The 24,144-nt window shown below is 66.0% G+C and carries 21 protein-coding genes and 1 tRNA gene; 19 read left to right on the top strand and 3 right to left on the bottom strand.

Annotated features, from left to right (window positions below):
• The first annotated feature begins 99 nt into the window (after positions 1–99).
• From EYF70_RS26590 to EYF70_RS26555, 8 genes are all read left to right on the top strand, one after another.
• A complete protein-coding gene (locus EYF70_RS26590) occupies positions 100–1,206 on the top strand; it encodes a pilus assembly protein PilM (RefSeq protein ID WP_131149367.1) in 1,107 nt (368 codons plus the stop codon).
• On the top strand, positions 1,206–1,856 hold the full coding sequence (locus EYF70_RS26585) for a PilN domain-containing protein (protein ID WP_131148073.1): 651 nt from the start codon (positions 1,206–1,208) through the stop codon (positions 1,854–1,856). Before EYF70_RS26590 ends, EYF70_RS26585 begins: the two co-directional genes overlap by 1 nt.
• Position 1,857: 1 nt before the next feature.
• Positions 1,858–2,592 carry a type IV pilus inner membrane component PilO gene (locus tag EYF70_RS26580; RefSeq protein WP_131148072.1) on the top strand — a complete coding sequence of 245 codons (735 nt, stop codon included), beginning with the start codon at positions 1,858–1,860 and terminating at the stop codon, positions 2,590–2,592.
• Positions 2,593–2,597: 5 nt separating this feature from the next.
• Complete coding sequence (locus EYF70_RS26575; RefSeq protein ID WP_307722083.1) at positions 2,598–3,137, top strand: pilus assembly protein PilP; 540 nt, start codon at positions 2,598–2,600, stop codon at positions 3,135–3,137.
• 5 nt (positions 3,138–3,142) lie between these two features.
• The gene (locus EYF70_RS26570) at positions 3,143–5,275 is read left to right on the top strand and encodes a type IV pilus secretin PilQ (RefSeq protein WP_131149365.1); all 2,133 of its coding nucleotides are present in this window, start codon (positions 3,143–3,145) and stop codon (positions 5,273–5,275) included.
• Positions 5,276–5,638: 363 nt separating this feature from the next.
• On the top strand, positions 5,639–7,258 hold the full coding sequence (gene aroKB / locus EYF70_RS26565; protein WP_307722151.1) for a bifunctional shikimate kinase/3-dehydroquinate synthase AroKB: 1,620 nt from the start codon (positions 5,639–5,641) through the stop codon (positions 7,256–7,258).
• Between the two features lie 2 nt (positions 7,259–7,260).
• Positions 7,261–8,391: a deoxyguanosinetriphosphate triphosphohydrolase gene (locus tag EYF70_RS26560; protein ID WP_131148070.1), complete on the top strand. Its 1,131-nt coding sequence runs from the start codon at positions 7,261–7,263 to the stop codon at positions 8,389–8,391.
• A 79-nt stretch (positions 8,392–8,470) separates the two neighbouring features.
• Positions 8,471–8,785: a hypothetical protein gene (locus EYF70_RS26555; protein WP_131148069.1), complete on the top strand. Its 315-nt coding sequence runs from the start codon at positions 8,471–8,473 to the stop codon at positions 8,783–8,785.
• A gap of 231 nt (positions 8,786–9,016) precedes the next feature.
• Here the strand turns inward: EYF70_RS26555 and mutY are convergent, their stop codons facing one another.
• The 3 genes from mutY to mutM are packed head-to-tail and all read right to left on the bottom strand — an operon-like array spanning position 9,017 to position 12,918.
• Positions 9,017–10,123 carry an A/G-specific adenine glycosylase gene (gene mutY, locus EYF70_RS26550; RefSeq protein WP_229420575.1) on the bottom strand — a complete coding sequence of 369 codons (1,107 nt, stop codon included), beginning with the start codon at positions 10,121–10,123 and terminating at the stop codon, positions 9,017–9,019.
• Between the two features lie 20 nt (positions 10,124–10,143).
• Positions 10,144–12,057: a dynamin family protein gene (locus EYF70_RS26545; RefSeq protein ID WP_131148068.1), complete on the bottom strand. Its 1,914-nt coding sequence runs from the start codon at positions 12,055–12,057 to the stop codon at positions 10,144–10,146.
• Positions 12,058–12,084: 27 nt separating this feature from the next.
• Positions 12,085–12,918, bottom strand: coding sequence for a bifunctional DNA-formamidopyrimidine glycosylase/DNA-(apurinic or apyrimidinic site) lyase (gene mutM / locus EYF70_RS26540; protein ID WP_131148067.1), 834 nt, complete (start codon positions 12,916–12,918; stop codon positions 12,085–12,087).
• A 358-nt stretch (positions 12,919–13,276) separates the two neighbouring features.
• Between mutM and EYF70_RS26535 the strand changes: the two genes are divergently transcribed.
• The 11 genes from EYF70_RS26535 (at position 13,277) to EYF70_RS26485 (ending at position 24,138) form a co-directional block, all read left to right on the top strand.
• Positions 13,277–14,965, top strand: coding sequence for a tetratricopeptide repeat protein (locus EYF70_RS26535; RefSeq protein WP_307722082.1), 1,689 nt, complete (start codon positions 13,277–13,279; stop codon positions 14,963–14,965).
• 105 nt (positions 14,966–15,070) lie between these two features.
• The gene (lolB, locus tag EYF70_RS26530; RefSeq protein WP_131148065.1) at positions 15,071–15,709 is read left to right on the top strand and encodes a lipoprotein insertase outer membrane protein LolB; all 639 of its coding nucleotides are present in this window, start codon (positions 15,071–15,073) and stop codon (positions 15,707–15,709) included.
• The gene (gene ispE, locus EYF70_RS26525; protein ID WP_131148064.1) at positions 15,706–16,608 is read left to right on the top strand and encodes a 4-(cytidine 5'-diphospho)-2-C-methyl-D-erythritol kinase; all 903 of its coding nucleotides are present in this window, start codon (positions 15,706–15,708) and stop codon (positions 16,606–16,608) included. Before lolB ends, ispE begins: the two co-directional genes overlap by 4 nt.
• A gap of 95 nt (positions 16,609–16,703) precedes the next feature.
• A tRNA-Gln gene (locus EYF70_RS26520) sits at positions 16,704–16,780 on the top strand.
• A 178-nt stretch (positions 16,781–16,958) separates the two neighbouring features.
• Positions 16,959–17,909 (top strand): ribose-phosphate pyrophosphokinase, encoded by a 951-nt coding sequence (locus EYF70_RS26515; protein ID WP_131148063.1) that lies wholly within the window; start codon positions 16,959–16,961, stop codon positions 17,907–17,909.
• 168 nt (positions 17,910–18,077) lie between these two features.
• On the top strand, positions 18,078–18,677 hold the full coding sequence (locus tag EYF70_RS26510) for a 50S ribosomal protein L25/general stress protein Ctc (RefSeq protein ID WP_131148062.1): 600 nt from the start codon (positions 18,078–18,080) through the stop codon (positions 18,675–18,677).
• 308 nt (positions 18,678–18,985) lie between these two features.
• Positions 18,986–19,558, top strand: coding sequence for an aminoacyl-tRNA hydrolase (gene pth, locus EYF70_RS26505; RefSeq protein WP_131148061.1), 573 nt, complete (start codon positions 18,986–18,988; stop codon positions 19,556–19,558).
• A 506-nt stretch (positions 19,559–20,064) separates the two neighbouring features.
• Positions 20,065–20,766 (top strand): ABC transporter ATP-binding protein, encoded by a 702-nt coding sequence (locus EYF70_RS26500; protein WP_131148060.1) that lies wholly within the window; start codon positions 20,065–20,067, stop codon positions 20,764–20,766.
• Positions 20,763–22,001: an ABC transporter permease gene (locus EYF70_RS26495; RefSeq protein ID WP_131148059.1), complete on the top strand. Its 1,239-nt coding sequence runs from the start codon at positions 20,763–20,765 to the stop codon at positions 21,999–22,001. Before EYF70_RS26500 ends, EYF70_RS26495 begins: the two co-directional genes overlap by 4 nt.
• The gene (locus tag EYF70_RS26490) at positions 21,994–22,752 is read left to right on the top strand and encodes an outer membrane lipoprotein-sorting protein (protein ID WP_131148058.1); all 759 of its coding nucleotides are present in this window, start codon (positions 21,994–21,996) and stop codon (positions 22,750–22,752) included. The genes EYF70_RS26495 and EYF70_RS26490 overlap by 8 nt, the downstream gene beginning before the upstream one ends.
• Positions 22,753–22,851: 99 nt before the next feature.
• Positions 22,852–24,138 (top strand): hypothetical protein, encoded by a 1,287-nt coding sequence (locus EYF70_RS26485; protein ID WP_131148057.1) that lies wholly within the window; start codon positions 22,852–22,854, stop codon positions 24,136–24,138.
• The last annotated feature ends 6 nt before the right edge of the window (positions 24,139–24,144 follow it).

The following is a 24,144-nucleotide window of genomic DNA, read 5'->3' as shown; positions in this document are numbered from 1 at the left end:
AATTTTTCACGTAAGCGACGGTTTTCAAACGGATTTTTCACTTTTTACTAATTATTCCGGAGCGGTTCCCCGCCGTGCCGGGCAGGGAATGCATCGATGATGCCAGACTGGAAGACGCTGTTCGGCGGCGCCGCGCCACCGCTCGTCGGGCTCGACATCAGCAGCTCCGGCGTGCGCCTGGTCGAACTGGCCGAAGCCGGCAAGGAAGGCATGCGTGTCGAGCGCTGCGCGGCCGAGGCGCTGCCGCGCGGCGCGGTGGCCGACGGCAACATCGAAAACCTGGACCAGGTGGTCGACGCGGTGCGCCGCCTGCTGAAGAAAAGCGGCACGCGGGCGCGCCACGTGGCGCTGGGCATGCCGCCGGCCGCCGTCATCACGAAAAAGATCGTGCTGCCCGCCGGCCTCTCCGAGGAACAGCTGGAAGTGCAGGTCGAGTCCGAAGCCAGCCAGTACATCCCCTTCGCGCTCGACGACGTGAGCCTGGACTTCGACGTCATCGGCCCGGTGGGCAGCTCGCAGGACGACATCGAAGTGATGCTGGCCGCGGCCCGCCGCGAAAAGATCGAGGACCGCGTCGCCGTGGCCGAGGCATCCGGCCTGAAGGCTTCCGTGATGGATATCGAATCGTATGCCGCGCGCGCCGCGGTAACCCGCGTGGCGGCGCAGATGCCCGGCGCGGCCGCGGGGCAGGTGATCGCGCTGTTCCAGATGGGCGCGTCGATTACCCATGTGTCGGTACTGGTCGACGGCGTCACGGTCTGGGAAAGCGAAAAGCCGTTCGGCGGCAATTCGCTGACGCAGGACATCGTGCGTGCCTACGGCCTGGCCTTCGACGAAGCCGAGGCGCGCAAGAAGACATGGAGCATGCCGCCGGGCGGCGCGCAAGGCAGCGACGTGCCGGGCAACTACGCGGCCGACATGCTGCAGCCCTTCCTGGAATCGGCCGCGCTGGAAGTCACGCGCGCGATCCAGTTCTTCTTCACCTCCACCCCCTACACGAAGATCGACCAGATCTTCCTGGCCGGCGGCTGCGCGATGCTGCCCGGCCTGCTGGACATCGTGGCCAGCCGCACGCGCATCGCCAGCGCGGTGGTCTCGCCGTTCCACGGCATGGCGCTGGCGCCCGGCGTGCGCGAGCAGCAATTGCGCGCCGACGGGCCGGCCTACCTGGTCGCCTGCGGCCTCGCCCTGAGGAGGTTCGGCTGATGGTCCGCATCAACCTGCTGCCCCACCGTGAAGAAAAGCGCAAGCAGCGCAAGGCGGCGTTCGTCGCGCTGCTGGTGCTGTCGGCGCTGATCGGCGTCGGCATCGTGCTGCTGGTGGGCGGCTACAACGCGCGCGCCATCGCGGTGCAGGAACAGCGCAACGCGGTCCTGCAGACGGCGATCACGGCGCTGGACGGCAAGATCGCCCGCATCGCCACCCTCAAGCAGGAAATCGAGGCGCTGAAGGCGCGCCAGCAGGCGGTGGAAGACCTGCAGGGCGACCGCAACCAGCCGGTCTACCTGCTCGACGAGCTGGTGCGGCAGACACCGGAAGGCGTTTACCTCAAAGGCTTCCGCCAGGATGGCCAGCGCGTGACGGTCGACGGTTACGCGCAATCGCAGGAGCGCGTGTCCGAACTGCTGCGCAACCTGTCCAGCGCATCGCCGTGGCTGGAACGGCCGGACCTGATCGAGGTGAAGGCGGGCGTGATCGGCCAGGCGAAGAACCCGCGCAAGGTCGTCGAATTCTCGCTCGTGGTCGGCATCAAGCGCCCTCGCCAGGGGGATGCCAACGACAAGGAAGGCAACGACGCGGACGGTAACGAAGCAGACGGCGGGACCGGCACGCCGGCCGCCGCGAAGGCAGGCTGACATGGCAATCGCAAAGGTATTCGACAAGGGAAACGACAGGGCAGGCGGCAAGGCGGCCGGCAAGGGAATCGACAAGGTAGTCGAAAAGCGGCGCCTGGCCGAATCGCTGGCCGCGCAATTCCAGGGCCTGAACGGCGTGCATCCCGGCCAGTGGCCGCTGGCGCCGCGCATCCTGTGCGGCATCGGCGTGGTGATCGGCATGCTGGTGCTGGGCTACTTCGGCTACTGGAGCAGCCAGTTCGAGGAACAGGAGGCGGGTGCCGCCCAGGAACAGCAGCTGCGCGACAAGTACCGGCTGAAGACGGCGCAGGCGATCAACCTCGATGCGCTGACGGCCCAGAAGGCACAGGTGGACCAGTACGTGGTGCGCCTCGAGAAGCAGCTGCCCAGCAAGGCCGAGATGGCGGCGCTGCTGTCGGACATCAACCAGGCCGGCGTTGGCCGGGGCCTGCAGTTCGAGCTGTTCAAGCCCGGCCAGGTGGTGGCGCGCGATTACTACGCCGAGCTGCCGATCGATATCAAGGTGACCGGCGGCTACCACGACCTGGGCGCATTCGCCGGCGACATGGCGAACCTGCCCCGCATCGTCACGCTGAACAACATGGAACTGGTCACGAACAAGGATGGCACGCTGACGCTGAACGCGGTCGCCAAGACCTTCCGCTACCTCGACCAGGATGAAGTGGCCGCGCAGAAGAAGGCGGCCGAAGAGAAGAAGAAGGGTGGCAGGAAATGACGCCGATGATGAAACAGGCAAGGCTTCCCGCCGCGCTGCTGTTGCTCGCGTTCCTGGCAGGCTGCGGCGACCGCGACGAACAGGAAGTGCGCCAGTGGATGAAGGAAGTGGACGCGACGACCCGCGTGGCCGTCAAGCCGCTGGCCGAGCCGAAGACGTTCATGCCGTTCGCCTACGCGTCGGCGGGCTCGCCGGATCCGTTCGATCCGAACAAGCTGCTGACCGACCGCGCCGCCGCCCGCCCGGGCACCGGCGTGGCGCCGGATACCAGCCGGCGCAAGGAACCGCTCGAGGGCTTCCCGCTCGACACGATGCGCATGGTCGGCATGATGAAGAAGGGCCGCTCGGTGCTCGCCCTGCTGCAGATCGACCGCACCGTCTACCAGGTGCAGGCCGGACAGCGGCTGGGCCAGAACTACGGCATCGTCACGTCGGTGTCGGAAAGCGCCGTGAACGTGAAGGAAACGGTACAGGATGCGAGCGGCGAATGGGTCGAGCGCATCGCCACGTTGGAACTGCAGGAAAGCAAGGAGATCTCCCCATGATCGCAATGGACACCATGCGCCGCTTCGGCGCCGCCCTGGCGCTCGCACTGACCTGCGTGGGCGCCAGCATGCCGGCCCGCGCGCAAGCCGGCAATGCGATCGAATCCGTGACCGCCAGCCGGCAGGGCGCAAACGTGATCGTGAAGATCGCCCTCGGCCACGCGCCCGCCGCGGCACCGGTGAGCTTCGCGACCGCGAACCCGCCGCGCATCGCGCTCGATTTCGGCAAGACCAGCAACGCCACCGGCAAGACCGCGCAGGACATCGAGGTGGGCGACCTGCGCAGCGTGAACGCGGTGCAGGCGGGCGACCGTTCGCGCCTCGTGTTCAACCTGAAGCGCGCGCTGAACTACGCCACGGCGGTGGACGGCAAGAACGTGATCCTGACCATCGATGGCTCGGGTGGTGTCGCCACGGCGCTCGATGCGCGCGGGGTGCCCGCGGCTGCCCCGGTGGTCCCGGTGGCCCCGAAGGCGGCCGGCAAGCCCGGGCTGCGCGCCGTCGATTTCCGCCGCGGTACTGGCGGCGAGGGCCGCATCGTCGTCGACCTGCCGAACAACACCGTGGCGGTCGACGTGAAGCAGAACCCGAAGGGCGTCACCGTCGATTTCCTGAAGACCGGCCTGCCGGAGACGCTGCGCCGCCGGCTGGACGTGACCGACTTCGGCACGCCGGTCACCCGCGTGACCACCGCGCCGCAAGGCGAGAACGTGCGCCTGCAGGTGGAAGCTACCGGCCTGTGGGAACAGAACGTGTACCAGAGCGACACGCAGCTGGTGATCGAAGTGAAGCCGATCAAGGAAGACCCGAACAAGCTGGTGCAGGGCACCCAGGGTTATCGCGGCGAGAAGGTGTCGTTCAACTTCCAGAACATCGAAGTGCGTGCCGCGCTGCAGGCGGTGGCCGACATCTCGGGCCTGAACATCGTCTCTTCCGACAGCGTGACGGGCAGCCTGACGCTGCACCTGAAGGAAGTGCCGTGGGACCAGGCGCTGGACGTGATCCTGCAGGCCAAGGGCCTGGACATGCGCAAGAACGGCAACGTGATCTGGATAGCGCCGAAGGAAGAGCTGCTGACCAAGGAAAAGCTGGAGCTGGAGCAGCGTGCCCAGATCGCCGACCTGGAGCCGCTGAAGTCGGAAATCTTCCAGCTCAACTACCAGAAGGCCGAGGCGTTCAAGATGGTGTTCGGCCTCGACGGCGCCAGCGATGCGAAGAACCGCATCCTGTCGCGCCGCGGCAGCGCCATCATCGAACCGCGTACCAACCAGCTGTTCGTGACGGACATCCCGTCCCGCCTGGAAGAAGTGCGCAAGCTCATTTCCAAGACCGACATCGCCAGCCGGCAGGTGCTGATCGAGGCGCGCATCGTCGAAGCCAACGATGGCTTCACGCGCAACCTGGGCGCCAAGCTGGGCTTCGCCGACTTCAAGGGCACCAACGGCGGCAACCACGCCTTCGTATCCGGCAACATGACGGGTGCCGGCCGGCTGACCGGGCAGGTGGAGCCGTCCGGTTCGGCCGACGACTTCAGCAACACGCAGTTCATCAACCTGCCGGCGGCGCCGATCAACGGCGTGGCGGCGGGCAGCCTGGCCGTGAGCCTGTTCAACTCGGCCGCGAACCGCTTCCTGAACCTGGAACTGTCGGCGCTGGAAGCGGACGGCACCGGCAAGATCATCTCCAGCCCGCGCGTGGTCACGGCCGACAAGTCGGTGGCCACCATCGAGCAGGGCCTGGAGCTGCCCTACCAGGTGGCGACCAGCAGCGGCGCCACGTCGATCGTGTTCCGCAAGGCCAACCTGCGCCTGGAAGTGATCCCGCAGATCACCCCGGACGGCAACGTCGTCATCGACGTCGACGTCAACAAGGACAGCGTGGGCGCCGAAACCCGCGCCGGCTTCGCGATCGACACCAAGCACGTGAAAACCCAGGTGATGGTGGAAAACGGCGGTACCGTCGTGCTGGGCGGCATCTACCAGCAGACCGAGCGCAACAACGTGTCGAAAGTGCCGCTGCTGGGCGACGTGCCCGTGCTCGGCCACCTGTTCAAGACCACCAGCCGCACCAGCGAAAAGACCGAGCTGCTGGTGTTCATCACGCCGAAGATCGTGGCCGACAAGGTCTCCGCCCGCTGATCCACAAAAAGCCGGCCACTGGCTACAATCGTCTTGCAATGTTTCCTGAAAAACGGTGACAGGCTCCGATTACGTTGGAAAGTGTTTCGAAACCGGAGCCCCTCACCAGTTTTGCGTCAATGTTTCCTGAAAAACGGTGACAGGCTCCATTTTTTTTGCAACGTCCCCTGAAAACCGGTGACAGGCTCCGATTACGTTCGAAAGTTTTCGAAATCGGAGCCTGTCACCGGTTTTGTTCGAAATCGGAGCCTGTCACCGGTTTTGACGGGGCATCGCGTGGAGGCAAGTCTTGCCACTCGGATTACAATGGTGCGATATGCACTAATCTGATCCGCGATGCAAAATGTATTTTTGGTAGGACTGATGGGGGCGGGCAAGACCACGATCGGTCGCCTGCTCGCCCGCAAACTGGGCATGCGCTTCGTCGATTCCGATCACGAGATCGAGGAACGCACCGGCGCCACGATCCCGTGGATCTTCGAGATCGAAGGGGAAGCCAGCTTCCGGCGCCGCGAGGCGGAAGTGATCCGCGACCTGTGCGGCCAGCAGGGCATCGTGCTCGCCACCGGCGGGGGCGCCATCCTCAATCCCGAATCGCGCGCGCTGCTGCGCGAACACGGCACCGTGATCTACCTGCGCGCCAGCATCACCAGCATCCTTGCCCGCACGGGCCACGACAAGAACCGGCCGCTGCTGCAAACAGCCGATCCGCGCAAGAAACTCGAGGAGTTGCTGGCCCAGCGCGAGCCGCTGTACCTGGAGATGGCGCGCATCGTCGTCGATACCGGCCGGCCTAACGTACAATCGATGGTCCAGATCATCATCAACCAGCTGGACGCCCTGGCTTGCCAGGATGCGCCCAACTGTATTACGCAGGCACAGGCTTCCATGAACGAACAGACCAATATCCTCCTGAACGTGGACCTCGGCGAGCGCAGCTACCCGATCTCGATCGGCCCGGCCGTGCTCGACGACAGCGCCATGCTGGCGCGCCACGTCGGCGGCCGCAAGGTCGCGATCATCACCAACACCACCGTCGCGCCGCTGTACCTGGAGCGCCTGGCCGCCCCGCTGGCCGCGGCGGGCAAGGAAGTGATTTCCGTGGTGCTGGATGACGGCGAGGAGCACAAGAACTGGGCCAGCCTGATGCGGATCTTCGATACGCTGCTGGCCAACAAGTGCGACCGCAAGACCACGCTGGTGGCACTCGGCGGCGGCGTCATCGGCGACCTGACCGGCTATGCCGCCGCGTCGTACATGCGCGGCGTGGACTTCATCCAGGTGCCCACCACGCTGCTGTCGCAGGTCGATTCCTCGGTGGGCGGCAAGACCGGCATCAACCACCCGCTCGGCAAGAACATGATCGGCGCGTTCTACCAGCCGAAGGTGGTGCTGGCCGACACCTCCACGCTGGAAACGCTGCCGCAGCGCGAGCTGGCCGCCGGCCTGGCCGAGGTGATCAAGTATGGTCCGATCATCGACGAGCCGTTCTTCGACTGGATCGAAGCCAATATCGGCAAGCTGGTGGCACGCGACCGCGCGGCGCTGGCCTACGCGATCGCCCGCTCCTGCGAAATCAAGGCGGACGTGGTGCGCCAGGACGAGCGCGAAGGCGGCCTGCGCGCGATCCTGAACTTCGGCCACACCTTCGGCCACGCCATCGAGGCGGGCATGGGCTACGGCGCCTGGCTGCACGGCGAAGCCGTCGGCTGCGGCATGGTGATGGCGGCCGACCTGTCGCACCGGCTGGGCTACATCGATGCGCACACGGTGGAACGCATCCGCAGCGTGGTCGCCGCGGCCGGCCTGCCCGTCAAGGCGCCGGACCTGGGCATCGACCGCTGGCTGGAGCTGATGGAAGTCGACAAGAAGAACGAGGGCGGCGCCATCAAGTTCATCCTCATCAAGCCGCTGGGCACGGCCATCGTGACGACGGCGCCGCACGAGGCGCTGCTGGCCACTCTCGCGGCCTGCGTGGAGTAGGCATGGAAGAAGCGCTCGCTCCCTACGCCGCGCATTCGGACAAGGGGCGCGGGCGCCGCTATGCCGAAACGGCGCACGCCTCGCGCAGCCAGTTCCAGCGCGACCGCGACCGCATCATCCACAGCACGGCGTTCCGCCGGCTCGAATACAAGACCCAGGTGTTCCTGAACCACGAGGGCGACCTGTTCCGCACGCGGCTCACGCACAGCCTGGAAGTGGCGCAGGTGGGCCGTTCGCTGGCGCGCAACCTGCGGCTGAACGAAGACCTGGTGGAGGCGATCGCGCTGGCCCACGACCTGGGCCACACGCCGTTCGGCCATGTCGGGCAGGACGTGCTGAACGAATGCATGAAGGAGCACGGCGGCTTCGAGCACAACCTGCAAAGCCTGCGCGTGGTCGACCACCTGGAAGAGCAGTACGGCGCGTTCGATGGCCTGAACCTGATGTTCGAGACGCGCGAGGGCATCCTCAAGCACTGCTCGGCCACGAACGCCCGGCAGCTGGGCGAAGTGGCCCAGCGCTTCCTCGACAGGACACAACCGTCGCTGGAAGCGCAGCTGACCAACCTGGCCGACGAGATCGCCTACAACAGCCATGACATCGACGATGGCCTGCGCTCCGGCCTGATCACGATCGCGCAACTGGAACAGGTGGATTTCTTTGCCCGGCTGTGGCGCGAAGTGCAGGACAAGTACCCGGGCCTGACCGGCCGCCGCGCCATCTATGAAACGCTGCGCCGGCTGATCACGGCGCTGGCGGATGACCTGATCGCCACCTCGCTGGAGCGCATCGCCGAGGCGAACCCGCAAAGCATCGACGAGGTGCGCGCCGCGCCGCCGCTGATCCGCTTTTCCGACCCGATGCGCAAGGATGCGACGGAGCTGAAGCGCTTCCTGCGCGAGAACCTGTACCGCCACTACAAGGTGAACCGGATGCGGCTGAAGGCCAGCCGCATGGTGCGCGAGCTGTACGACGCGTTCACGGCCGATCCGCTGCTGCTGCCGCCGGACTACCGCGAACCGTCCGGTGACGCCACCAGGCAGGCCCGCCGCATTGCCGACTATATCGCCGGCATGACGGACCGCTATGCGATCCATGTGCACCGGAAACTGTATTCGCTGGAGGAGCTGTGATTCGTATCGGGCTGGAGCGCTGATCCGCTTGACCTTTTGTCTTCCATGGACAACGCTGAGAAACACTCCTGGAGAAAGCATGATGAACGAGGAACCCGTCATGGAAGAAGGCTCGAATGTTTCCCAATCCAATGCGCAGCGTGCCACGTCGGCGCATTGCGCAACGAACGGCAGCGAGCGCCGTTTCGCCGCGGTCGAGCGCGATGTGGCCGTGATCGGCTCGAATTATGCTACCAAGGAAGATCTCGTCAAGCTGGAGTCGCGCGTCCAGGATCGCCTGTCGCGCATCGAAAGCGGCATGGCAGGCATCGAGAACCGGCTGGTGCGCTGGTATTTCGGCACGTCCGTTGCCCTCGTCGCGCTGGTTTTTTCAATCGGCAAACTCATGCAGTGAGTCCATGCACCAGGCCCATGCAGCAAGCCCGGGCACTGATCTCAAGCAGCAAGCCCATGCAATAAGCCCATGCAACAAGCCCATGCAACAAGCCCATGCAATAAGCCCATGTACTGAGCCCATGTACTGAGCCCATGCAATGAGCCCATGCAGTGAGCCGATGCATCAAGCTCCCGCACGAAGCTCAAGCATTAAGACCTTGATCTCATCCGCCGCACCGGCGGCACGGCATCAGAACATCCGCGCCTGCGCATTCGACCCCAGCAACTCCACCAGCAGTTTCTTCACCGGCGCCGGCAGCGCCGCGTCCGCAAGCCGCCCCGCATCCAGCCATACGTAACGGCCATCCGCCGCCAGCGGCGCGCGCTGGGCCAGCGTGACCAGCACGGGCACGATCTGCAGCCGGTAATGGGTGAACACGTGCGTGACCGTGTTCAGGCGTTCGCGCGATTCCGCCACGCCGAACGGCAGCAGCGCGCTGGCCACCGCATCGTCGTCGACCTCGGGCAGGGCATCGTCGTCCGCGGCGACATGGCCGTTCACCTCGGGCAGCGACAGCAGGCCGCCCCAGATGCCGGCACCGGGCCGCTGCTCCAGCAGCACCTGGCCGCCATGCACGACGAGCAGCATGGTCGTGTGCTTTTCCGGCGTGGCCTTCTTCGGCTTGCGCACCGGGAGTTCCCTGGTGCGGCCGGTGGCAAAGGCCACGCAGCGCGCCTGCATCGGGCAGCGCGCGCAATCCGGGCTGCTGCGGGTGCACAGCGTGGCACCCATGTCCATCAGGCCCTGCGTGTACGATTCGATGCCCTGGGCGGGCAGGAGCGCTTCGGCGCGCCGCCACATCGCTTCTTCCGTCCTGCGTTCGCCGGGGAAGGTGTCGATGCCGAACACGCGGGCAAACACGCGCTTGACGTTGCCATCCATGATCGCGGCGCGCGCGCCGCCGGAGAACGCGGCGATCGCCGCAGCCGTGGAGCGGCCGATGCCGGGCAGTTCGGCCAGCAGCGCCGGGTCGGCCGGGAACACGCCGCCGTATTCCGCCACCACGCGCTGTGCGCACTTGTGCAGGTTGCGGGCGCGCGTGTAGTAACCCAGGCCGCTCCATTGCGCCATCACGTCTTCGACCGGCGCGGCGGCCAGGTCGTGCACGGTGGGGAAGCGCTCCAGGAAACGGGCGTAATAGCCGAGCACCGCGGCCACCTGCGTCTGCTGCAGCATGATCTCGGAAAGCCAGATGCGGTAGGCATCGCGGGTGTTTTGCCACGGCAGCGTATGCCGGCCGTGCTGCTGCTGCCACGCGATCAGCGCGGCCGAAAAAGTGGGGTCGTCGTACTGCAAATTCGTCTTTCCAATCCAGCCTAGTAGGGCGGTTCCGTGTCGATGGCGGCCGCGATCGCGTCGGCCAGCGCGGCCAGCCCTGCCTTCTGCCGTTCCAGCGCCGCCTGCGTGCGCTCGAAGGCTTCGATTTTCTGTTCCAGCGTGTCGGCCGCGTCGTGGATGCGCCCGATCGACGCCTGGCGGCCCTTCAGCTGTTCGCGGTGCTGCCGGACCTGCGCCTCCAGCGGTCCCATGATCACCTTCAGCCAGCTCTCGCATTCCGCGTTGGCCGCCTTGAAGCAGCGCTTGACCTGCGACGCGATGGTGTCGAAGAAGCGCTCCATCAGCACGGTGCGGCTGGTGGTCAGCAGCGCGGCGGCGCCGAACTGCTTCTGGTACAGCGCTTCGATGTCCGATACCTGCGCGCGGTACTTCGCCAGGCCGAAGGGCGGCGGTGGCGGCAGCGCCACGCCATGCTCGGCGGAGAACTGCCGGTACACGCCTTCCATCGTGGTGCGGATTTCCACGGCCTTGCGGTCCGATTCCTCCAGCTCCGCCTGCACGCTGTCGAAGAACAGGCGCACCGCCTCGCGCAGGCCGGCCGACCAGTGGCTGCGCGCCATCGCCTCGCGTGCCTGCAGCACGTGGTCGCGCAGCACGTCCATGCCCAGCGTGCCGTACAGCTCCGTCGACAGGCGCGTGAACGCGGTGCGCGCCGCCTGCATGCGGAACAGGCTGGCGTCGAATTCCTTTTTCTCGGCATCGACGCGGCGCACCATGTGGGCGATCACGTTCTGGTTCTTGCCGCGCAGGCTGTTCAGTTCATGCAGCTGTTCGGCGATGCCGCGCTGCTTCGCGGCCAGCATGGCGCCCTGTGCGCCGTTCAGCGCGCCCAGGTCCTCGGCCAGGCGCCGCCGCACGATGTCCCGCTTGGCCGGGATCAGCTCGTCGAACAGCGCCTGTTCCAGCCGGCCCACGCGGCTGCGTTCCAGCAGCGCGTCGTCGCCCGTGATCTTCGCCACGAGCGCCTTGTGCGCCGAGACCGGAAACACCTGGCGCTCGTCGACGGCCAGGAGCTGCGCCGCGTGTGCCCGCTGGCGCGCGATCTCGCCATCGACTTCGGCTTCCGAGCGCAGCGGGTCCCACATGCCGTCGATCTTGTTCAGCACGACCATCCGGCCCGCGCCGGCGCCGATGTGCTCGCGCCAGACTTCGATATCGCTCTTCGTCACGCCCGTATCGGCGGCCAGGATGAACAGCACGGCATGGGCGCTGGGGATCAGGTTCAGCGTCAGCTCCGGCTCGGTGCCGATCGCGTTCAGGCCCGGCGTGTCCAGGATCACCAGGCCCTGCTTCAGGAGCGGATGCGGGAAATTGATGATCGCATGGCGCCAGCGCGAAATTTCCACCATGCCTTCCTCGTTCACCGTGGCCGCCAGGTCGGGATCGTCCGGGTCGTACAGGCCATAGCGGCGCGCTTCGTCCACCGGCACGGCGCGGGTCTGGCTGACCTGGCGGAACGCCTCGTGCATGTCGGCGGCCGCGTCCACGTTCAGCGGCAGCACGGTCCATGCGCGCGGGTCGTCGCGGTAATCGCTGGTGGAGAGGTTGGCGGCCCGGGTCTCGATCGGCAGCAGCCGGATCGAGGCTGGCTGGGCGGGATCGTACAGCAGCTCGGTGGGGCACATGGTGGTGCGGCCGGCCGCCGACGGCAGGATGCGCTGCCCGTAGTCGGCGAAGAAGATCGCGTTGATCAGCTCCGATTTGCCGCGCGAGAACTCGGCGACGAAGGCGACCGACAGCTTGTCGTCCGTCAGCCGGGCCAGCGTGCGGGCGATGCGCTGGGCGGTGGCGGCATCGAGCAGGTCGGCCGCCTGCGCGCCGTCGCGGTAGGCGCGCAGCGCCGCCGCCACGCCCTGGCGCCAGGCACTGTACTGTTCGAGGTCGCGCATCATGGCTGGTTTCGCTTCACTTTTGACAACTCATTTTTGGCAACTGACACAATAGAAGGTGGAGCGCTGCCCCTGCTTGATCTGCCGGATCGGGGCGCCGCACACGCGGCACGGCAGGCCCGCCCGGTCGTACACGAAATACGTGTTCTGGAAATAGCCGGACTGGCCATTCACCGCGATGAAGTCGCGCAGCGTGCTGCCGCCCTGGACGATCGCCTCGGCCAGCACGTCGCGGATCGCCTGCGCCAGCTTCTCGTAGCGCGCCAGGCCGATGCGGCCGGCCGGCGTCTTCGGGTTGATCCCGGCGCGGAACAGGCTTTCGGAACAGTAGATATTGCCGACACCGACCACGATGTCGCCGGCCAGCAGGGCCGACTTCACGGCGACCGTGCGGCCGCGCGTCTTCCGGTACAGCAGTTCGCCGGTGAATTCCGGGCCGAGCGGCTCCACGCCCAGGCCGCGCAGCAGCAGGTGCGAATCGAGCTCGCCTTCCTCGTTCGGATGCCACAGCACGGCGCCGAAGCGGCGCGGGTCCGTCATGCGCAGCACCTGCTGCCCCTGCGGGCCTTCCACCACGATGTCGATGTGGTCGTGCTTCTGCGCCGGCACGCCCGGCGGCAGCACGCGCAGGTGGCCGCTCATGCCCAGGTGGATGATCAGCGTGCCGTGTTCGAATTCCACCAGCAGGTACTTGCCGCGGCGCCCCGTCGTCGTCACCGTGCGGTCGGCCAGGATTTCCGGCAGGGCGGCGGGGAAGGGCCAGCGCAGGCCGGCCCGGCGCAGCACCACCTCGCGCACGGCGCGGCCTTCGATGTGGGGCGCGACGCCGCGCCGGGTGACTTCAACTTCCGGTAATTCTGGCATAAGGCTGATGGCGGATCGGACGATGGAAAATGTGTGCTGCAAGTTGTACGGTGGTGCCGCGAGCCGTACCGGGGCTCGTACCGGGCCTGCATTCCAGCTTGTGCATCACAGCCCGTGTATCACAGCCCATATTACCGAGGGAAACAAGGCCGGCAATGCACCATGCCTGCGCGTTACAGCAGCGAAGCCGTGCCGGCGATGGTTGGGCGTAGAATCAGGGTTTGACCCGACCTGGATGCAAGCCTTGAAATACGCACTCGCCATTGTAACCCTCTCGGCCCTGCTGTCCGCGTGCGCTGTTGCGCCACAAAAACAGGCAGTCGGCGAAGCCGCCGCCGCGCCGGCAGCGTCTCCCACAGTGGCTGCGGAGTCCGAGGACCCGGGCGCGGACGCCATCGCCGCTACCCTGCAGCACGAGGAAAAGCTGCCCGCCGTCGAGCTGACCAGCGACCTGTTCTACAAGCTCACCAAGGCCGAACTGGATTTCAAGCGGGGCCAGTGGCAAAGCGCCTATGTGTCGATGATGGTGCTGGCGCAGCAGACCCGCGACCCGCGGCTGGCGCGCCGGTCGGCCGAGATGGCGCTGGCCGCCAAGCAGGGCAACGAGGCGCTGGCGGCAATCCGCCTGTGGCGCGAACTGGCGCCCGATTCCGATGAGGCGGTGCAGTATTTCCTGGGCTTTTCCGTGCTGGGCGACGACCTGTCCGAGTCCGAGCAGGTCTTCGCGCAGCGCCTGGGCGCCACACCGGCCGAGGCGCGCGGCCTCGTCATGTTCCAGATGCAGCAGTACCTGCTGCGGGCGAAGGACAAGGCCGCGGCGTTCGCGCTGATGGAACGCGTGCTGGCACCCTACGGCGCCACGATGGAAAGCCACCTGGTGCTGGCCCAGGCCGCCTACGCGGCCGAGAATCGCGACCGCGCGATGGCCGAGGCGAAGCGCGCGCTGGAACTGAAGCCCGATTCCGAACTGTCGGCGCTCACGCTGGCGCAGGTGATGGGCGATGCCGACGCGGCCGGCCAGCTGTTCGCCGGCTTCCTGAAGAAGAACCCGAACGCGCGCGAGGTGCGCTCGGCGTACGCGCGCCTGCTGGTGGAGCAGAAGCGCTACGACGCGGCGCGCGCCCAGTTCGAACGGATGCTGAAGGATGAACCGGACAATCCCGGCACGCTGTACGCCTTGGGCATCATGTCGATCCAGGCCAGCGACCAGAAGGGCGCGGAAGACTACCTGCGCCGTTTCGTGGCCGTGCTGGGCGACAGCGACGATCCGGAGCGCGACCCGTCGAAAGGGCTGATGCTGCTGGCGCAAATCGCCGAGGAGCGGGGCGATTTCGACGGCGCGCTGGGCTGGCTGGACAAGGTGAGCAGCGACGACCCGCGGCTGTACATGACGTCGCGCCTGAAGCGCGCGCACCTCACCGCGAAGAAGGGCGAGCTGGAACGGGCCCGCACCATGCTGCACGAGATCGCCGCCGTCGATCCCGCCGAGCAGGCCGAGGTGCTGCAGACGGAGGGCCAGCTGCTGCGCGATGCCGGCCGCAACGGCGAAGCCTACATGCTGCTGGCCGATGCCGTGCAGCGCTTCCCGGACAGCCCGGACCTGCTGTACGACTTCGCGCTGGCCGCCGAAAAGCAGGACAAGCCCGAGGAAATGGAAGCGGCGCTGCGCAAGGTGATGGCCGCCGTGCCGGACAACCACCACGCCTACAATGCGCTCGGCTACTCGCTGGCCGAGCGCGGCGTGCGCCTCGACGAAGCGCATGCGCTGATCGACAAGGCCCTGAAGATGGCGCCGAACGATCCCTACATCATGGATTCGATGGGCTGGGTGCAGTTCCGCCAGGGCCGGCTGGACGAAGCGGAAGCCACGCTGCGCCGTGCCTATGCGCTGCGCAGCGATGCCGAGATCGCGGTGCACCTGGGCGAAGTGCTGTGGCAGCGCGGCAAGCGCGACGAGGCGCAGAAGCTGTGGCGCGCAGCGCGCGCCAAGGACCCGGGCAGCGACGCGCTGCGCGATACGCTGGCGCGGCTGAACACCAGTCTGTGATAAAAAACGGTGCCGGAATCCTTGCGGGATCCCGGCACCGGCTTCAATGCCCGCTTGATCAACCAACGAATAATCAACGAATAACCAACGAAGAACAAGGACCGCATGAGCAAGGCCCGCCTTTCCACCCGCATTTCCACTCGCATCGGCATTCCTTGCGCCATCCTGGCCTGCGCGGCCGGGCTGCTGGCCGGCTGTGCCAGCGCACCGCCGGCCGCGCTGTCCACGGCCGCCGTGGCGCCGTATGCCAGCAAGGTCGAACTCGATGGCCGCCTGTCCGTCAACTACCTGCGCGCCGGCAAGCAGGAATCCATTTCCGGCAAGTTCGCCTGGCGCCAGAGCGAGGCGCGCACCGATGTGACGCTGGCCTCGCCGCTGGGGCAGACCATTGCCACCATCGCCGTCACGCCCGGCGCGGTCACCCTCAAGGAAGGCAACAACCCGCCGCGCACGGCCAGCGATGTCGACACGCTGACGGCGCAGGTGCTCGGCTGGCCGCTGCCCGTGTCCGGCCTGCGCGACTGGCTGCAAGGCTACGCGGTGGCGGCCGATGGCCAGCGCTTCGCGGCCAGCCCGGCGCAGCCGAAAGTGACCACGCACGATGGCTGGGAACTGGAATTCGTGTCGTGGCAGGAGGGCGCGGCGCCGCCCAGGCCGCGCCGCATCGATGCCCGCCGGGGCGCCACCGGCGACATCGAGAACATCGACATCCGCATCGTGGTCGACGGAGCCGCCGCGCCATGACGGGCCGCGACGACGATCGCCTGCTGGCCTGCCCGGCACCGGCCAAGCTGAACCTGTTCCTGCACGTGACGGGCCGCCGTCCGGACGGCTACCACCTGCTGCAGACGGTGTTCCAGATGATCGACCGCTGCGATACGCTGGACTTCACGCTGCGCGGCGACGGGCAAATCCGCCGCGTGACCGAGATTCCCGGCGTGCCGGAAGAGCAGGACCTGGTCATTCGCGCCGCCCGCGTGCTGCAGGCGGAAGTCTTGCGCCGCACGGGCACGCCACCGCCGGGCGTTGACATCGCGCTCCACAAGATCCTGCCGATGGGCGGCGGGCTGGGCGGCGGCTCGTCCGATGCCGCCACCACGCTGCTGGCGCTGAACCGGCTGTGGAAGGCCGGGCTGTCGAAACAGGAGCTGATGGACCTCGGCCTGCCGCTGGGCGCCGACATCCCGTTCTTCATCTTCGGCGAAACGGCGTTCGCGGAAGGCGTGGGCGAGGCGCTGCAAGCCGTCGCGGGACCGGACTGTTGGTATGTCGTCATCGAACCGGGCGTGCAAGTGCCGACTGCACACATTTTTACGTCGGAGCATTTGACAAGGAACACAGCCGCCGTCATAATCTCGGACTTTTCCAGGCACTACGCGGTTCAGAGCAGTGAGCTGCGACAGTTCGGGAAAAACGATTTGCAACAAGTGGCCACCCGCTTGTTCCCGCCGGTAGCCGAGGCGGTGGAATGGCTGGGGGCTCACGGCGATGCCAGGATGACTGGCTCCGGTGCATGCGTGTTCTGCGCGTTTTACAGCGAAGAACAAGCCGATGCGGTGCTCGATGAATTTCATCGACAGGCACCAGCCACCTGGAAGGGGTGGAAAGCAAAGGCGCTGGGCAGGCACCCGCTGGCACTTTGAACGGTGTGAAAGTTGCGAAGCGTAAAAAGATTTGGTGTTACGTCGTTTTGCTAGTATAATGCTCGCCATCTGACGGAACACAGTCAGTCAAGCGTAGGGGAATCGCCAAGCTGGTTAAGGCACCGGATTTTGATTCCGGCATACCAAGGTTCGAATCCTTGTTCCCCTGCCACCAATTCTTCAAGTCTGTCGAAGCGCAGCGCAGCGCGGGTTCGTAAGGTGCGTAGCCTGGACAGCCTAGAAAATAAAAAAAATGCCCCTGCTCAGCCGGGGCTTTTTTATTCCGACGCCGATTTCCTGTGTGTTTATCGGTGGTATTTCAAGTCAAAGCTTACCTTCCTGGGACTCCCATGGCTTATGAAAACCTGATGGTTTTTACCGGCAACGCTAATCCTGCGTTGGCAGAAGGGGTCGCGAAAAATCTCGGCATCCCTCTCGGCAAAGCGGTCGTTTCGAAATTCTCGGACGGCGAAGTAATGGTCGAAATTAACGAAAACGTCCGCGGTAAAGACGTCTTCGTGCTGCAGTCGACCTGCGCGCCCACCAACGACAGCCTGATGGAACTGATCCTGATGGTCGATGCCCTGAAACGCGCATCCGCTGGCCGCATCACGGCCGCCATCCCTTACTTTGGTTACGCCCGCCAGGACCGCCGCCCGCGTTCCGCCCGCGTCGCGATCTCGGCCAAGGTGGTTGCCAACATGCTGGAAGAAGCCGGTGTCGAGCGCGTCCTGATCATGGACCTGCACGCCGACCAGATCCAGGGTTTCTTCGATATCCCCGTCGATAACATCTACGCTTCGCCGATCCTGCTGGGCGACCTGCAGAAGAAGGATCACCAGGACCTGCTGGTGGTGTCGCCCGACGTCGGCGGCGTGGTGCGTGCCCGTGCGCTGGCCAAGCGCCTCGGCTGCGACCTGGCGATCATCGACAAGCGCCGTCCGAAAGCCAACGTTTCCGAAGTGATGAACATCATCGGCGACGTGGAAGGCCGCAACTGCGTGATCATGGACGACATGGTCGACACCGCCGGCACGCTGGTGAAAGCCGCCGAAGTGCTGAAGGAACGCGGCGCCAAGAAAGTCATCGCGTATTGCACGCACCCGGTGCTGTCCGGCCCGGCGATCGAGCGCATCACCAATTCGTCGCTGGACGAACTGGTGGTGACGGACACGATCCCGCTGTCCGACGCCGGCAAGGCTTGCGGCAAGATCCGCCAGCTGACCTGCGCCCCGCTGCTGGCTGAAACGTTCAAGCGCATCATCAAGGGCGATTCCGTGATCTCCCTGTTCGTCGACTGATTTTTTCGGCGAAGCATCCGATTCGAGGCGGCGTCGCTGATTTCCAGCGGCGCCGCCGAAGTTTTATCCGGCGGCGGTGATCGACCGTTGCCGGTTTCCGGAGTTTCCTGGTCGCGGGAAGCTCCATAACAACGGGGTGACGAACCCCGGCTCTTTTTGGAGTATCAAATGAAAGTTGTTGCATTCAAACGCGAACTGCAGGGCACGGGTGCGAGCCGCCGCCTGCGTAATTCCGGCCAGACCCCTGGCATCATCTACGGCGGCACCGAAGCCCCGGTGACGATCGCCCTGGACCACAACGCGCTGTACCACGCGCTGAAGAAGGAAGCCTTCCACGGCGCCGTGCTGGACCTGGAAATCGACGGCAAAGTGCAGCAAGTGCTGCTGCGCGACTTCCAGATGCACGCATACAAGCAACTGGTCCTGCACGCTGACTTCCAGCGCGTCGACGCAAACCAGCCGGTGCACGTCAAGGTGGCACTGCACTTCGAAAACGCTGAAGTCTCCCCGGCAGTGAAACTGCACGGCGCGACCATCAGCCACGTGACCAACGAAATCGAAGTGTCCTGCCTGCCGGGCAAGCTGCCTGAGTTCATCACCGTCGACCTGACGAACATGGACGTCGGCACCTCGCTGCACGCATCGAACCTGTCGCTGCCAGAAGGCGTGACCCTGGTCACCCACGGTTCCGACCTGACCATCGCTACCGCATCGGTACCGGCTGGCCAAGTGTCCGCCGACGCTGCCGCGACCGAAGAAAAGAAGTAATCTTCTTCGGCATCGAGAAAAACCCGCTCCGGCGGGTTTTTTTTCGCCTGTATTTCCGGGAACCGGGGTCAGTCCTGCCTCTTGATGAGTGATTTTTGATGCTTCGACAGCAGTTGCGGTCGGTGTCGGACCGCTGCGGCGGACCGACCGGTCTTCTCCGGATTTGCCGCTTTGTTTCCCAGAACCGGGGTCAGACCCCGATTTCAGGAAATATTTCCTGAAAATGGGGTCTGACCCCGGTTCCTGGAAATATTTCCGTTTAGCGGCGATCTCCGCGATAATCCGCCTTTTCCATTCTCCAGCGCGCCATGACCATCCGCCTGATCGTCGGCCTCGGCAACCCCGGCCCCGAATACGAGCAAACCCGCCACAATGCCGGCTTCTGGCTGGTCGACAACCTCGCCAATGGCCGCCTGCAGCGCGAGAGCCGCTTCAATGCGCTGGCGGGGAAGACGTCGATCGGCGGCAGCGAGGTGTGGCTGCTGGAACCGCAGACGTACATGAACCGCTCCGGCCAGTCGGTGGGCGGCCTGGCGCGCTTCTTCAAGATCAATCCCGACGAGATCCTCGTCGTGCATGACGAACTCGACCTGCCGCCCGGCGTGGCCAAGCTGAAGAAGGGCGGCTCTTCCGGCGGCCACAACGGCCTGAAGGACATCACCGCCGCCCTCGGCACGCAGGATTACTGGCGGCTGCGCATCGGCATCGGCCACCCGCGCACGCTGAACCTGGCGCAGAACGTGGCCGATTTCGTGCTGCACCGCCCGCGCCGCGAAGAGCAATTGCTGATCGATGAAGCGATCCGCAAGAGCCTGGACGTGATTCCCCTCGCCGTCGCCGGCAAGATGGCGCAGGCGACCATGGAACTGCACAGCGCCTGAATGGGCCGGCGGTGCCGGCCCCGCCACTTCCTCTGCACCTCGCCTCAGCTCGCCTCGCCAACCGCTGCATCCCTGCATTCCCTCGCGCTCCAGCTCATCCGGCCTGCCGGACCCAGCCGCGCGCAGGGAATCGCCTCCTGGTGACCCGTTGGCCAGGCATTCATTACCCGTACACATTTGCTACAAAAGCGGCACAACTCCACGACGGATTGTGCTGCGCACCATCGCTAAGATGCCTTCACTCGAACGGGAGGCGCAAATGACTACACCATCTCGCGCAATGCCGTGCCAGGCGCACGGTTCCAGCCTCCCTCCAGCCCGGACCCCGGCCTGCCAGCGCGAGCAGACCGACTTGCGTCCCAGGCGGTAATCAGTATCCGGCCAGCGCCGGTAGCGACCAGTACCCCGACAGCATGCATCGCCACCAAGCGCGATGCACCCAGGCCGGCAACGCCATGCGCGTCGCCGCGGGGCCCCGTTTTGCCTGATTTTCCAAGGAGCATCCATTGAACATCGTAGAACTCACCCACGTCGAGAAGGCGTACGGGAAAGACCAGGGCAGGGTTGTTGCGCTGCACAAGCTCAGCCTCCACGTGCAGCCGGGCGAATTCGCCTGCGTCTGGGGCGCCTCGGGCAGCGGCAAGTCCACGCTGCTCAACCTGGTCGGCCTGCTGGACCGTGCCGACCTGGGCACCGTGCGCATCGACGGCACCGATTACGCCACCCTCGGCGAAACGGCCGCCGCGCAATTCCGCAATGCCACGATCGGCTTCGTGTTCCAGGGCTTCAACCTGGTGCCGGTACTGAGCGCGCTTGAAAACGTGATGCTGCCCTTGCAGATCGCCGGCGTGCCGGCCGCCGAGGGCAAGGCCCGCGCCCTCCGCATGCTGGCCGACGTGGGCCTCGAACAGCAGGCCCGCAAGCTGCCGGACGAAATGAGCGGCGGCCAGCGCCAGCGCGTGGCGATCGCCCGCGCGCTCGTCAACGACCCGAAGCTGGTGCTGGCCGACGAGCCCACCGCCAACCTCGATTCCGTCACCTCCGAATCCGTGATCGGCCTGATGCGCAGGCTGAACGAGGAAAAGGGCGTCACCTTCGTGTTTTCCACCCACGATGCGCGGCTGCTCGGCTATGCCAGCCGGCGGCTGGAACTGTCCGACGGCCGCATCGTCACCGATACCCGCAACGCCAGCGAAAGGGCCGCATGATGGACATGATCACCCGCTTCAAGCTCGCCGCCCGCAACGCGGCCCGCAACCGCCGGCGCAGCATGGCCACGCTGGCCTCGGTCGTCATCGGCTTCGTTGCCCTGTCGCTGTTCGAGGGCTATTTCGTATCCGTCTACAGCTCGCTCGAAGACGAGGTCATCGTCGGCGAACGGCTCGGCCACCTCACCGTCGGCAAGCCCGGCCTGTTCGACAAGGGCGCGCAAGACCCGCGCCGGTATGCCTTCACCGACCGCGAACTGGCGCGGGCCACGTCCCGGCTGTCGGCACTGCCCGGCGTCAAGCTGGTCAGCCCGCGCATCACGATGTCGGGCCTGGTCAGCAACGGCGACACCTCGCGCATCTATATCGGCGAGGGCATGCGCGCCGAGGACATGCTTGCGCTGCGCGGCGAAAAGTATGCGGACCAGCCCGGCAAGCTCGATCCGCAGCGCACCCAGGGCGCCGTGTTCGGCAAGCGGCTGGCCGAGTCGCTGGGCCTGAAAGTGGGCAGCGATGCCACGCTGCTGGGCGCCACGCTGGACGGCATGGTCAACGCGGTCGGCATCGAAATGCTGGAAGCGTCCGCCACCGGCAGCCTGGGCACCGACGACAAGTTCGTGCTGGTGTCGCTGGCCACGGCGCGCCGCCTGATGGCCTTCGAAGGCGCCGAGCGCATCGTGCTGCTGCTGGAAGACGGCAGCGACCTGCCGGCCACCGCCGCCGCCGTGAAGAAGGTGCTGGCCGCCGAAGGCATCCCCGTCGAGGTGCGCGACTGGCGCACGCTGTCGGTCTACTACAACCAGGTGAAAAGCCTGTTCGACATGATGTACCTGTTCATCAGCGTCGTCGTCGCCATCGTCGTGCTCGCCAGTGTGTTCAACACGATGGGCATGACGATCACCGAACGCACCCGCGAGATCGGCACGCTGCGCGCGCTGGGCATGCAGGTGCGCACGCTGGACAGCCTGTTCGTGCTGGAAGGCATGCTGATCGTGGCCATCGGCTGCGGCCTCGGCATCGCCATCACGCTGGCCGCCGGCTTCCTCATCAACGGCGCCGGCATCACCTACATGCCGCCGGACGCGGCCGCCGAAGTGCCGCTCGTCGTCGAGCTCGTCGCCGCCAACCTCGGCGGTTCCCTGTTCACGCTGGTAGTCCTGGCCGCCCTGGCCTCCTACCTGCCCGCCCGGCGCGCGTCGCGCCGTAACATCACCGGAGCACTTTCTCATGTTTAACGCAAAAAACCTGGTGCGGCTGTTGCTGGCGGCCGCCGTGACATTCGAGGCGCAAGCCGCGCCCGTAGCGCCCGACCCCAACAAGCTGCTCGAACAGAGCGACATGGCGCGCGGCGGCGGGCTGAAAGGCGTGCAGCTGAACAGCAGCGTCACCGAGATCCGCGACGGCCAGCCCGGTTCCGAGCTGAAGCTGCAGATCCAGGCCGCCGCCACCGACAGCCTGATCAGCTTTACCGAGCCGCCGCGGGTACGCGGCAACCGCATGCTGATGCAGGGCCGCAATATGTGGTTCGCCTCGCCGGACGTGCGCAAGCCCGTCGCCATCTCGCCACGCCAGCGCATGCTGGGCGAAGCGTCGAATGGCGACATCGCCACCACCAACTACAGCCGCGACTACGATGCCACGCTGGTGGGCGAAGGCACCGTCGATGGCCGCTCCGTCTGGGTGCTGGACCTGAAGGCGAAATCGGGCTCGGTGGCGTATGACCGCATCCGCTACTTCATCGACAAGGAAAACGCCCTCGGCATCAAGGCCGAGTACTTCGCCGTGTCCGGCAACGTGCTCAAGACCGCGCGCATCGAATACGACAACCACGTGCGCCATGACGGCCGGACCGTGCGCTTCGTCAGCAGGATGGAAATCGCCGACGCGCTCGAACCTTCCAAGCGCACCATCCTCAAATACTGGGACGTGAAGGTCGACGACATCTCATCGGCCACGCTCAGCCTGGCGAACCTGACGCGGAATTGATGCGCAACTGATGGGCAATCAAGTCCTGGTCTGATCAAGTCCACGATCGATCAAGTCCACGATTGAAGCAGGCCCAATCCACCACCAACGAGGTTCCACATGCGATGTGCTCTGGTAGTGCTGGCCACCCTGGCGGCCTGCGCGGGGGAAGTGTCGGCCCGCGATCCGGAATTCGGCGCCGACCTGGTGCTGTTCAGCTCCCTGTACGACGTGCGCGGCGACAGCCCCTACAACCCGGACAACCTGCTGGCAGGGATCCCGCGCATGGAGCACGGCGCGCAAGCCCGCCTGCGCTGGCGCATGGAAGGCAAGTACGGCGTGCTGGCCATCGGCCCGCGCGTGACCTACAGCCGGGCCACCGGCACCAGCGCGGCCAGCGGCGACAAGCGGGACACGAAGGCGTATCTGCAGAGTTGGCTGGTGGAAGGGCGCCTCGGCAATGTCGACCTGTTCTACAGCCGCGAGCTGATGCTGTGGGGGCCTTCGCAATTCGCCTCGCCATCGAACCCGTTCTTCACGGAGACCAACCAGGTGAACCCGTTCACGGAACTGCCCTCGCGCGATTTCGCCGGCGCCCGCTGGCGCATCGACGATCGCAACACGGTGGCGCTGGTGCGCAATGTCGACGAAGGCCGCGACCGCGAATTGCTGCGGCCATTCAAGCCCGAAACAGCGTTGCGGGCCGACCATGTGGGCGATGCGTTCGCCGTCGGCGCCGTGGCCTCGTACCGGGCCGGCCGAAAGCAGTACGGGGCCTATGGCCAGTGGACCGTCAACGATGCCGTCATCGTGTACTTCGATGCCGCCACGTTCCGCGGGTCGCGCCGGCTGCTGGCCCTGGCACCGGGCGCCGCGAGCAACGGCACGCAGGACTGGCAGCTGGCAACGCGGGCCGACGACCGCAAGCGCCACTACGACGTGCTTGTCGGCGGTTCCTACACCTTCGAAGGCGGCAGCACCGTGAACCTGGAATACCGCCGCAACACCGAGGGCTACACGGCGGCCGAGCGCGCGGCGCTGGACGCGTTCGCCGTCGCGCAGGCTGGCCGCTTCCGCGGCAGTGATCCCTTCAGTAATCCCTTCGCCGCCGGTGCCGCGGCGGGGCAGCTGGGCGCCGTGGTGCAACCGTATGCCCGCACCTTCGGCCGCGACACGGTCTACGCGCAATACGTGAACCGCCGCATCGCCCCGTCCACCAGCCTCGTGGCGCAGGTCAGCTACGGCCTGGGCTCGAAGGACGGCAGTACCACGATCGTGATTTCCCACGACCTGAACGACCGCATCAAGCTGGCCGCCAACCTCACGGTGCCATTCGGCTCGCGGCATGGCGACACCCGCCGCTACCTGGACAGCGTGCTGTTCCTCGGCATGACGGCAAGTTTCTGACATTCG

The sequence above is a fragment of the Pseudoduganella albidiflava genome, from assembly GCF_004322755.1.
GTDB classification, from domain to species: Bacteria; Pseudomonadota; Gammaproteobacteria; order Burkholderiales; family Burkholderiaceae_D; genus Rugamonas; species Rugamonas albidiflava.
The sequence above is the reverse complement of the archived record's forward strand: the minus strand, read 5'-3'. Positions and strand labels throughout refer to the sequence as shown.

What these genes read in the sequence shown, in the direction of transcription:
- EYF70_RS26585 (WP_131148073.1), top strand. Translation starts at nt 1,206, where the DNA reads ATGGTCCGCATCAACCTGCTGCCCCACCGTGAAGAAAAGCGCAAGCAG.
- EYF70_RS26495 (WP_131148059.1), top strand. Translation starts at nt 20,763, where the DNA reads ATGATGGACATGATCACCCGCTTCAAGCTCGCCGCCCGCAACGCGGCC.
- EYF70_RS26490 (WP_131148058.1), top strand. Translation starts at nt 21,994, where the DNA reads ATGTTTAACGCAAAAAACCTGGTGCGGCTGTTGCTGGCGGCCGCCGTG.
- aroKB (WP_307722151.1), top strand. Translation starts at nt 5,639, where the DNA reads ATGGGGGCGGGCAAGACCACGATCGGTCGCCTGCTCGCCCGCAAACTG.
- EYF70_RS26485 (WP_131148057.1), top strand. Translation starts at nt 22,852, where the DNA reads ATGCGATGTGCTCTGGTAGTGCTGGCCACCCTGGCGGCCTGCGCGGGG.
- EYF70_RS26570 (WP_131149365.1), top strand. Translation starts at nt 3,143, where the DNA reads ATGGACACCATGCGCCGCTTCGGCGCCGCCCTGGCGCTCGCACTGACC.
- pth (WP_131148061.1), top strand. Translation starts at nt 18,986, where the DNA reads ATGACCATCCGCCTGATCGTCGGCCTCGGCAACCCCGGCCCCGAATAC.
- EYF70_RS26545 (WP_131148068.1), bottom strand. Translation starts at nt 12,057, where the DNA reads ATGATGCGCGACCTCGAACAGTACAGTGCCTGGCGCCAGGGCGTGGCG.
- EYF70_RS26555 (WP_131148069.1), top strand. Translation starts at nt 8,471, where the DNA reads ATGATGAACGAGGAACCCGTCATGGAAGAAGGCTCGAATGTTTCCCAA.
- ispE (WP_131148064.1), top strand. Translation starts at nt 15,706, where the DNA reads ATGACGGGCCGCGACGACGATCGCCTGCTGGCCTGCCCGGCACCGGCC.
- EYF70_RS26560 (WP_131148070.1), top strand. Translation starts at nt 7,261, where the DNA reads ATGGAAGAAGCGCTCGCTCCCTACGCCGCGCATTCGGACAAGGGGCGC.
- EYF70_RS26515 (WP_131148063.1), top strand. Translation starts at nt 16,959, where the DNA reads ATGGCTTATGAAAACCTGATGGTTTTTACCGGCAACGCTAATCCTGCG.
- EYF70_RS26510 (WP_131148062.1), top strand. Translation starts at nt 18,078, where the DNA reads ATGAAAGTTGTTGCATTCAAACGCGAACTGCAGGGCACGGGTGCGAGC.
- EYF70_RS26590 (WP_131149367.1), top strand. Translation starts at nt 100, where the DNA reads ATGCCAGACTGGAAGACGCTGTTCGGCGGCGCCGCGCCACCGCTCGTC.
- EYF70_RS26575 (WP_307722083.1), top strand. Translation starts at nt 2,598, where the DNA reads ATGATGAAACAGGCAAGGCTTCCCGCCGCGCTGCTGTTGCTCGCGTTC.
- mutM (WP_131148067.1), bottom strand. Translation starts at nt 12,918, where the DNA reads ATGCCAGAATTACCGGAAGTTGAAGTCACCCGGCGCGGCGTCGCGCCC.
- lolB (WP_131148065.1), top strand. Translation starts at nt 15,071, where the DNA reads ATGAGCAAGGCCCGCCTTTCCACCCGCATTTCCACTCGCATCGGCATT.
- EYF70_RS26580 (WP_131148072.1), top strand. Translation starts at nt 1,858, where the DNA reads ATGGCAATCGCAAAGGTATTCGACAAGGGAAACGACAGGGCAGGCGGC.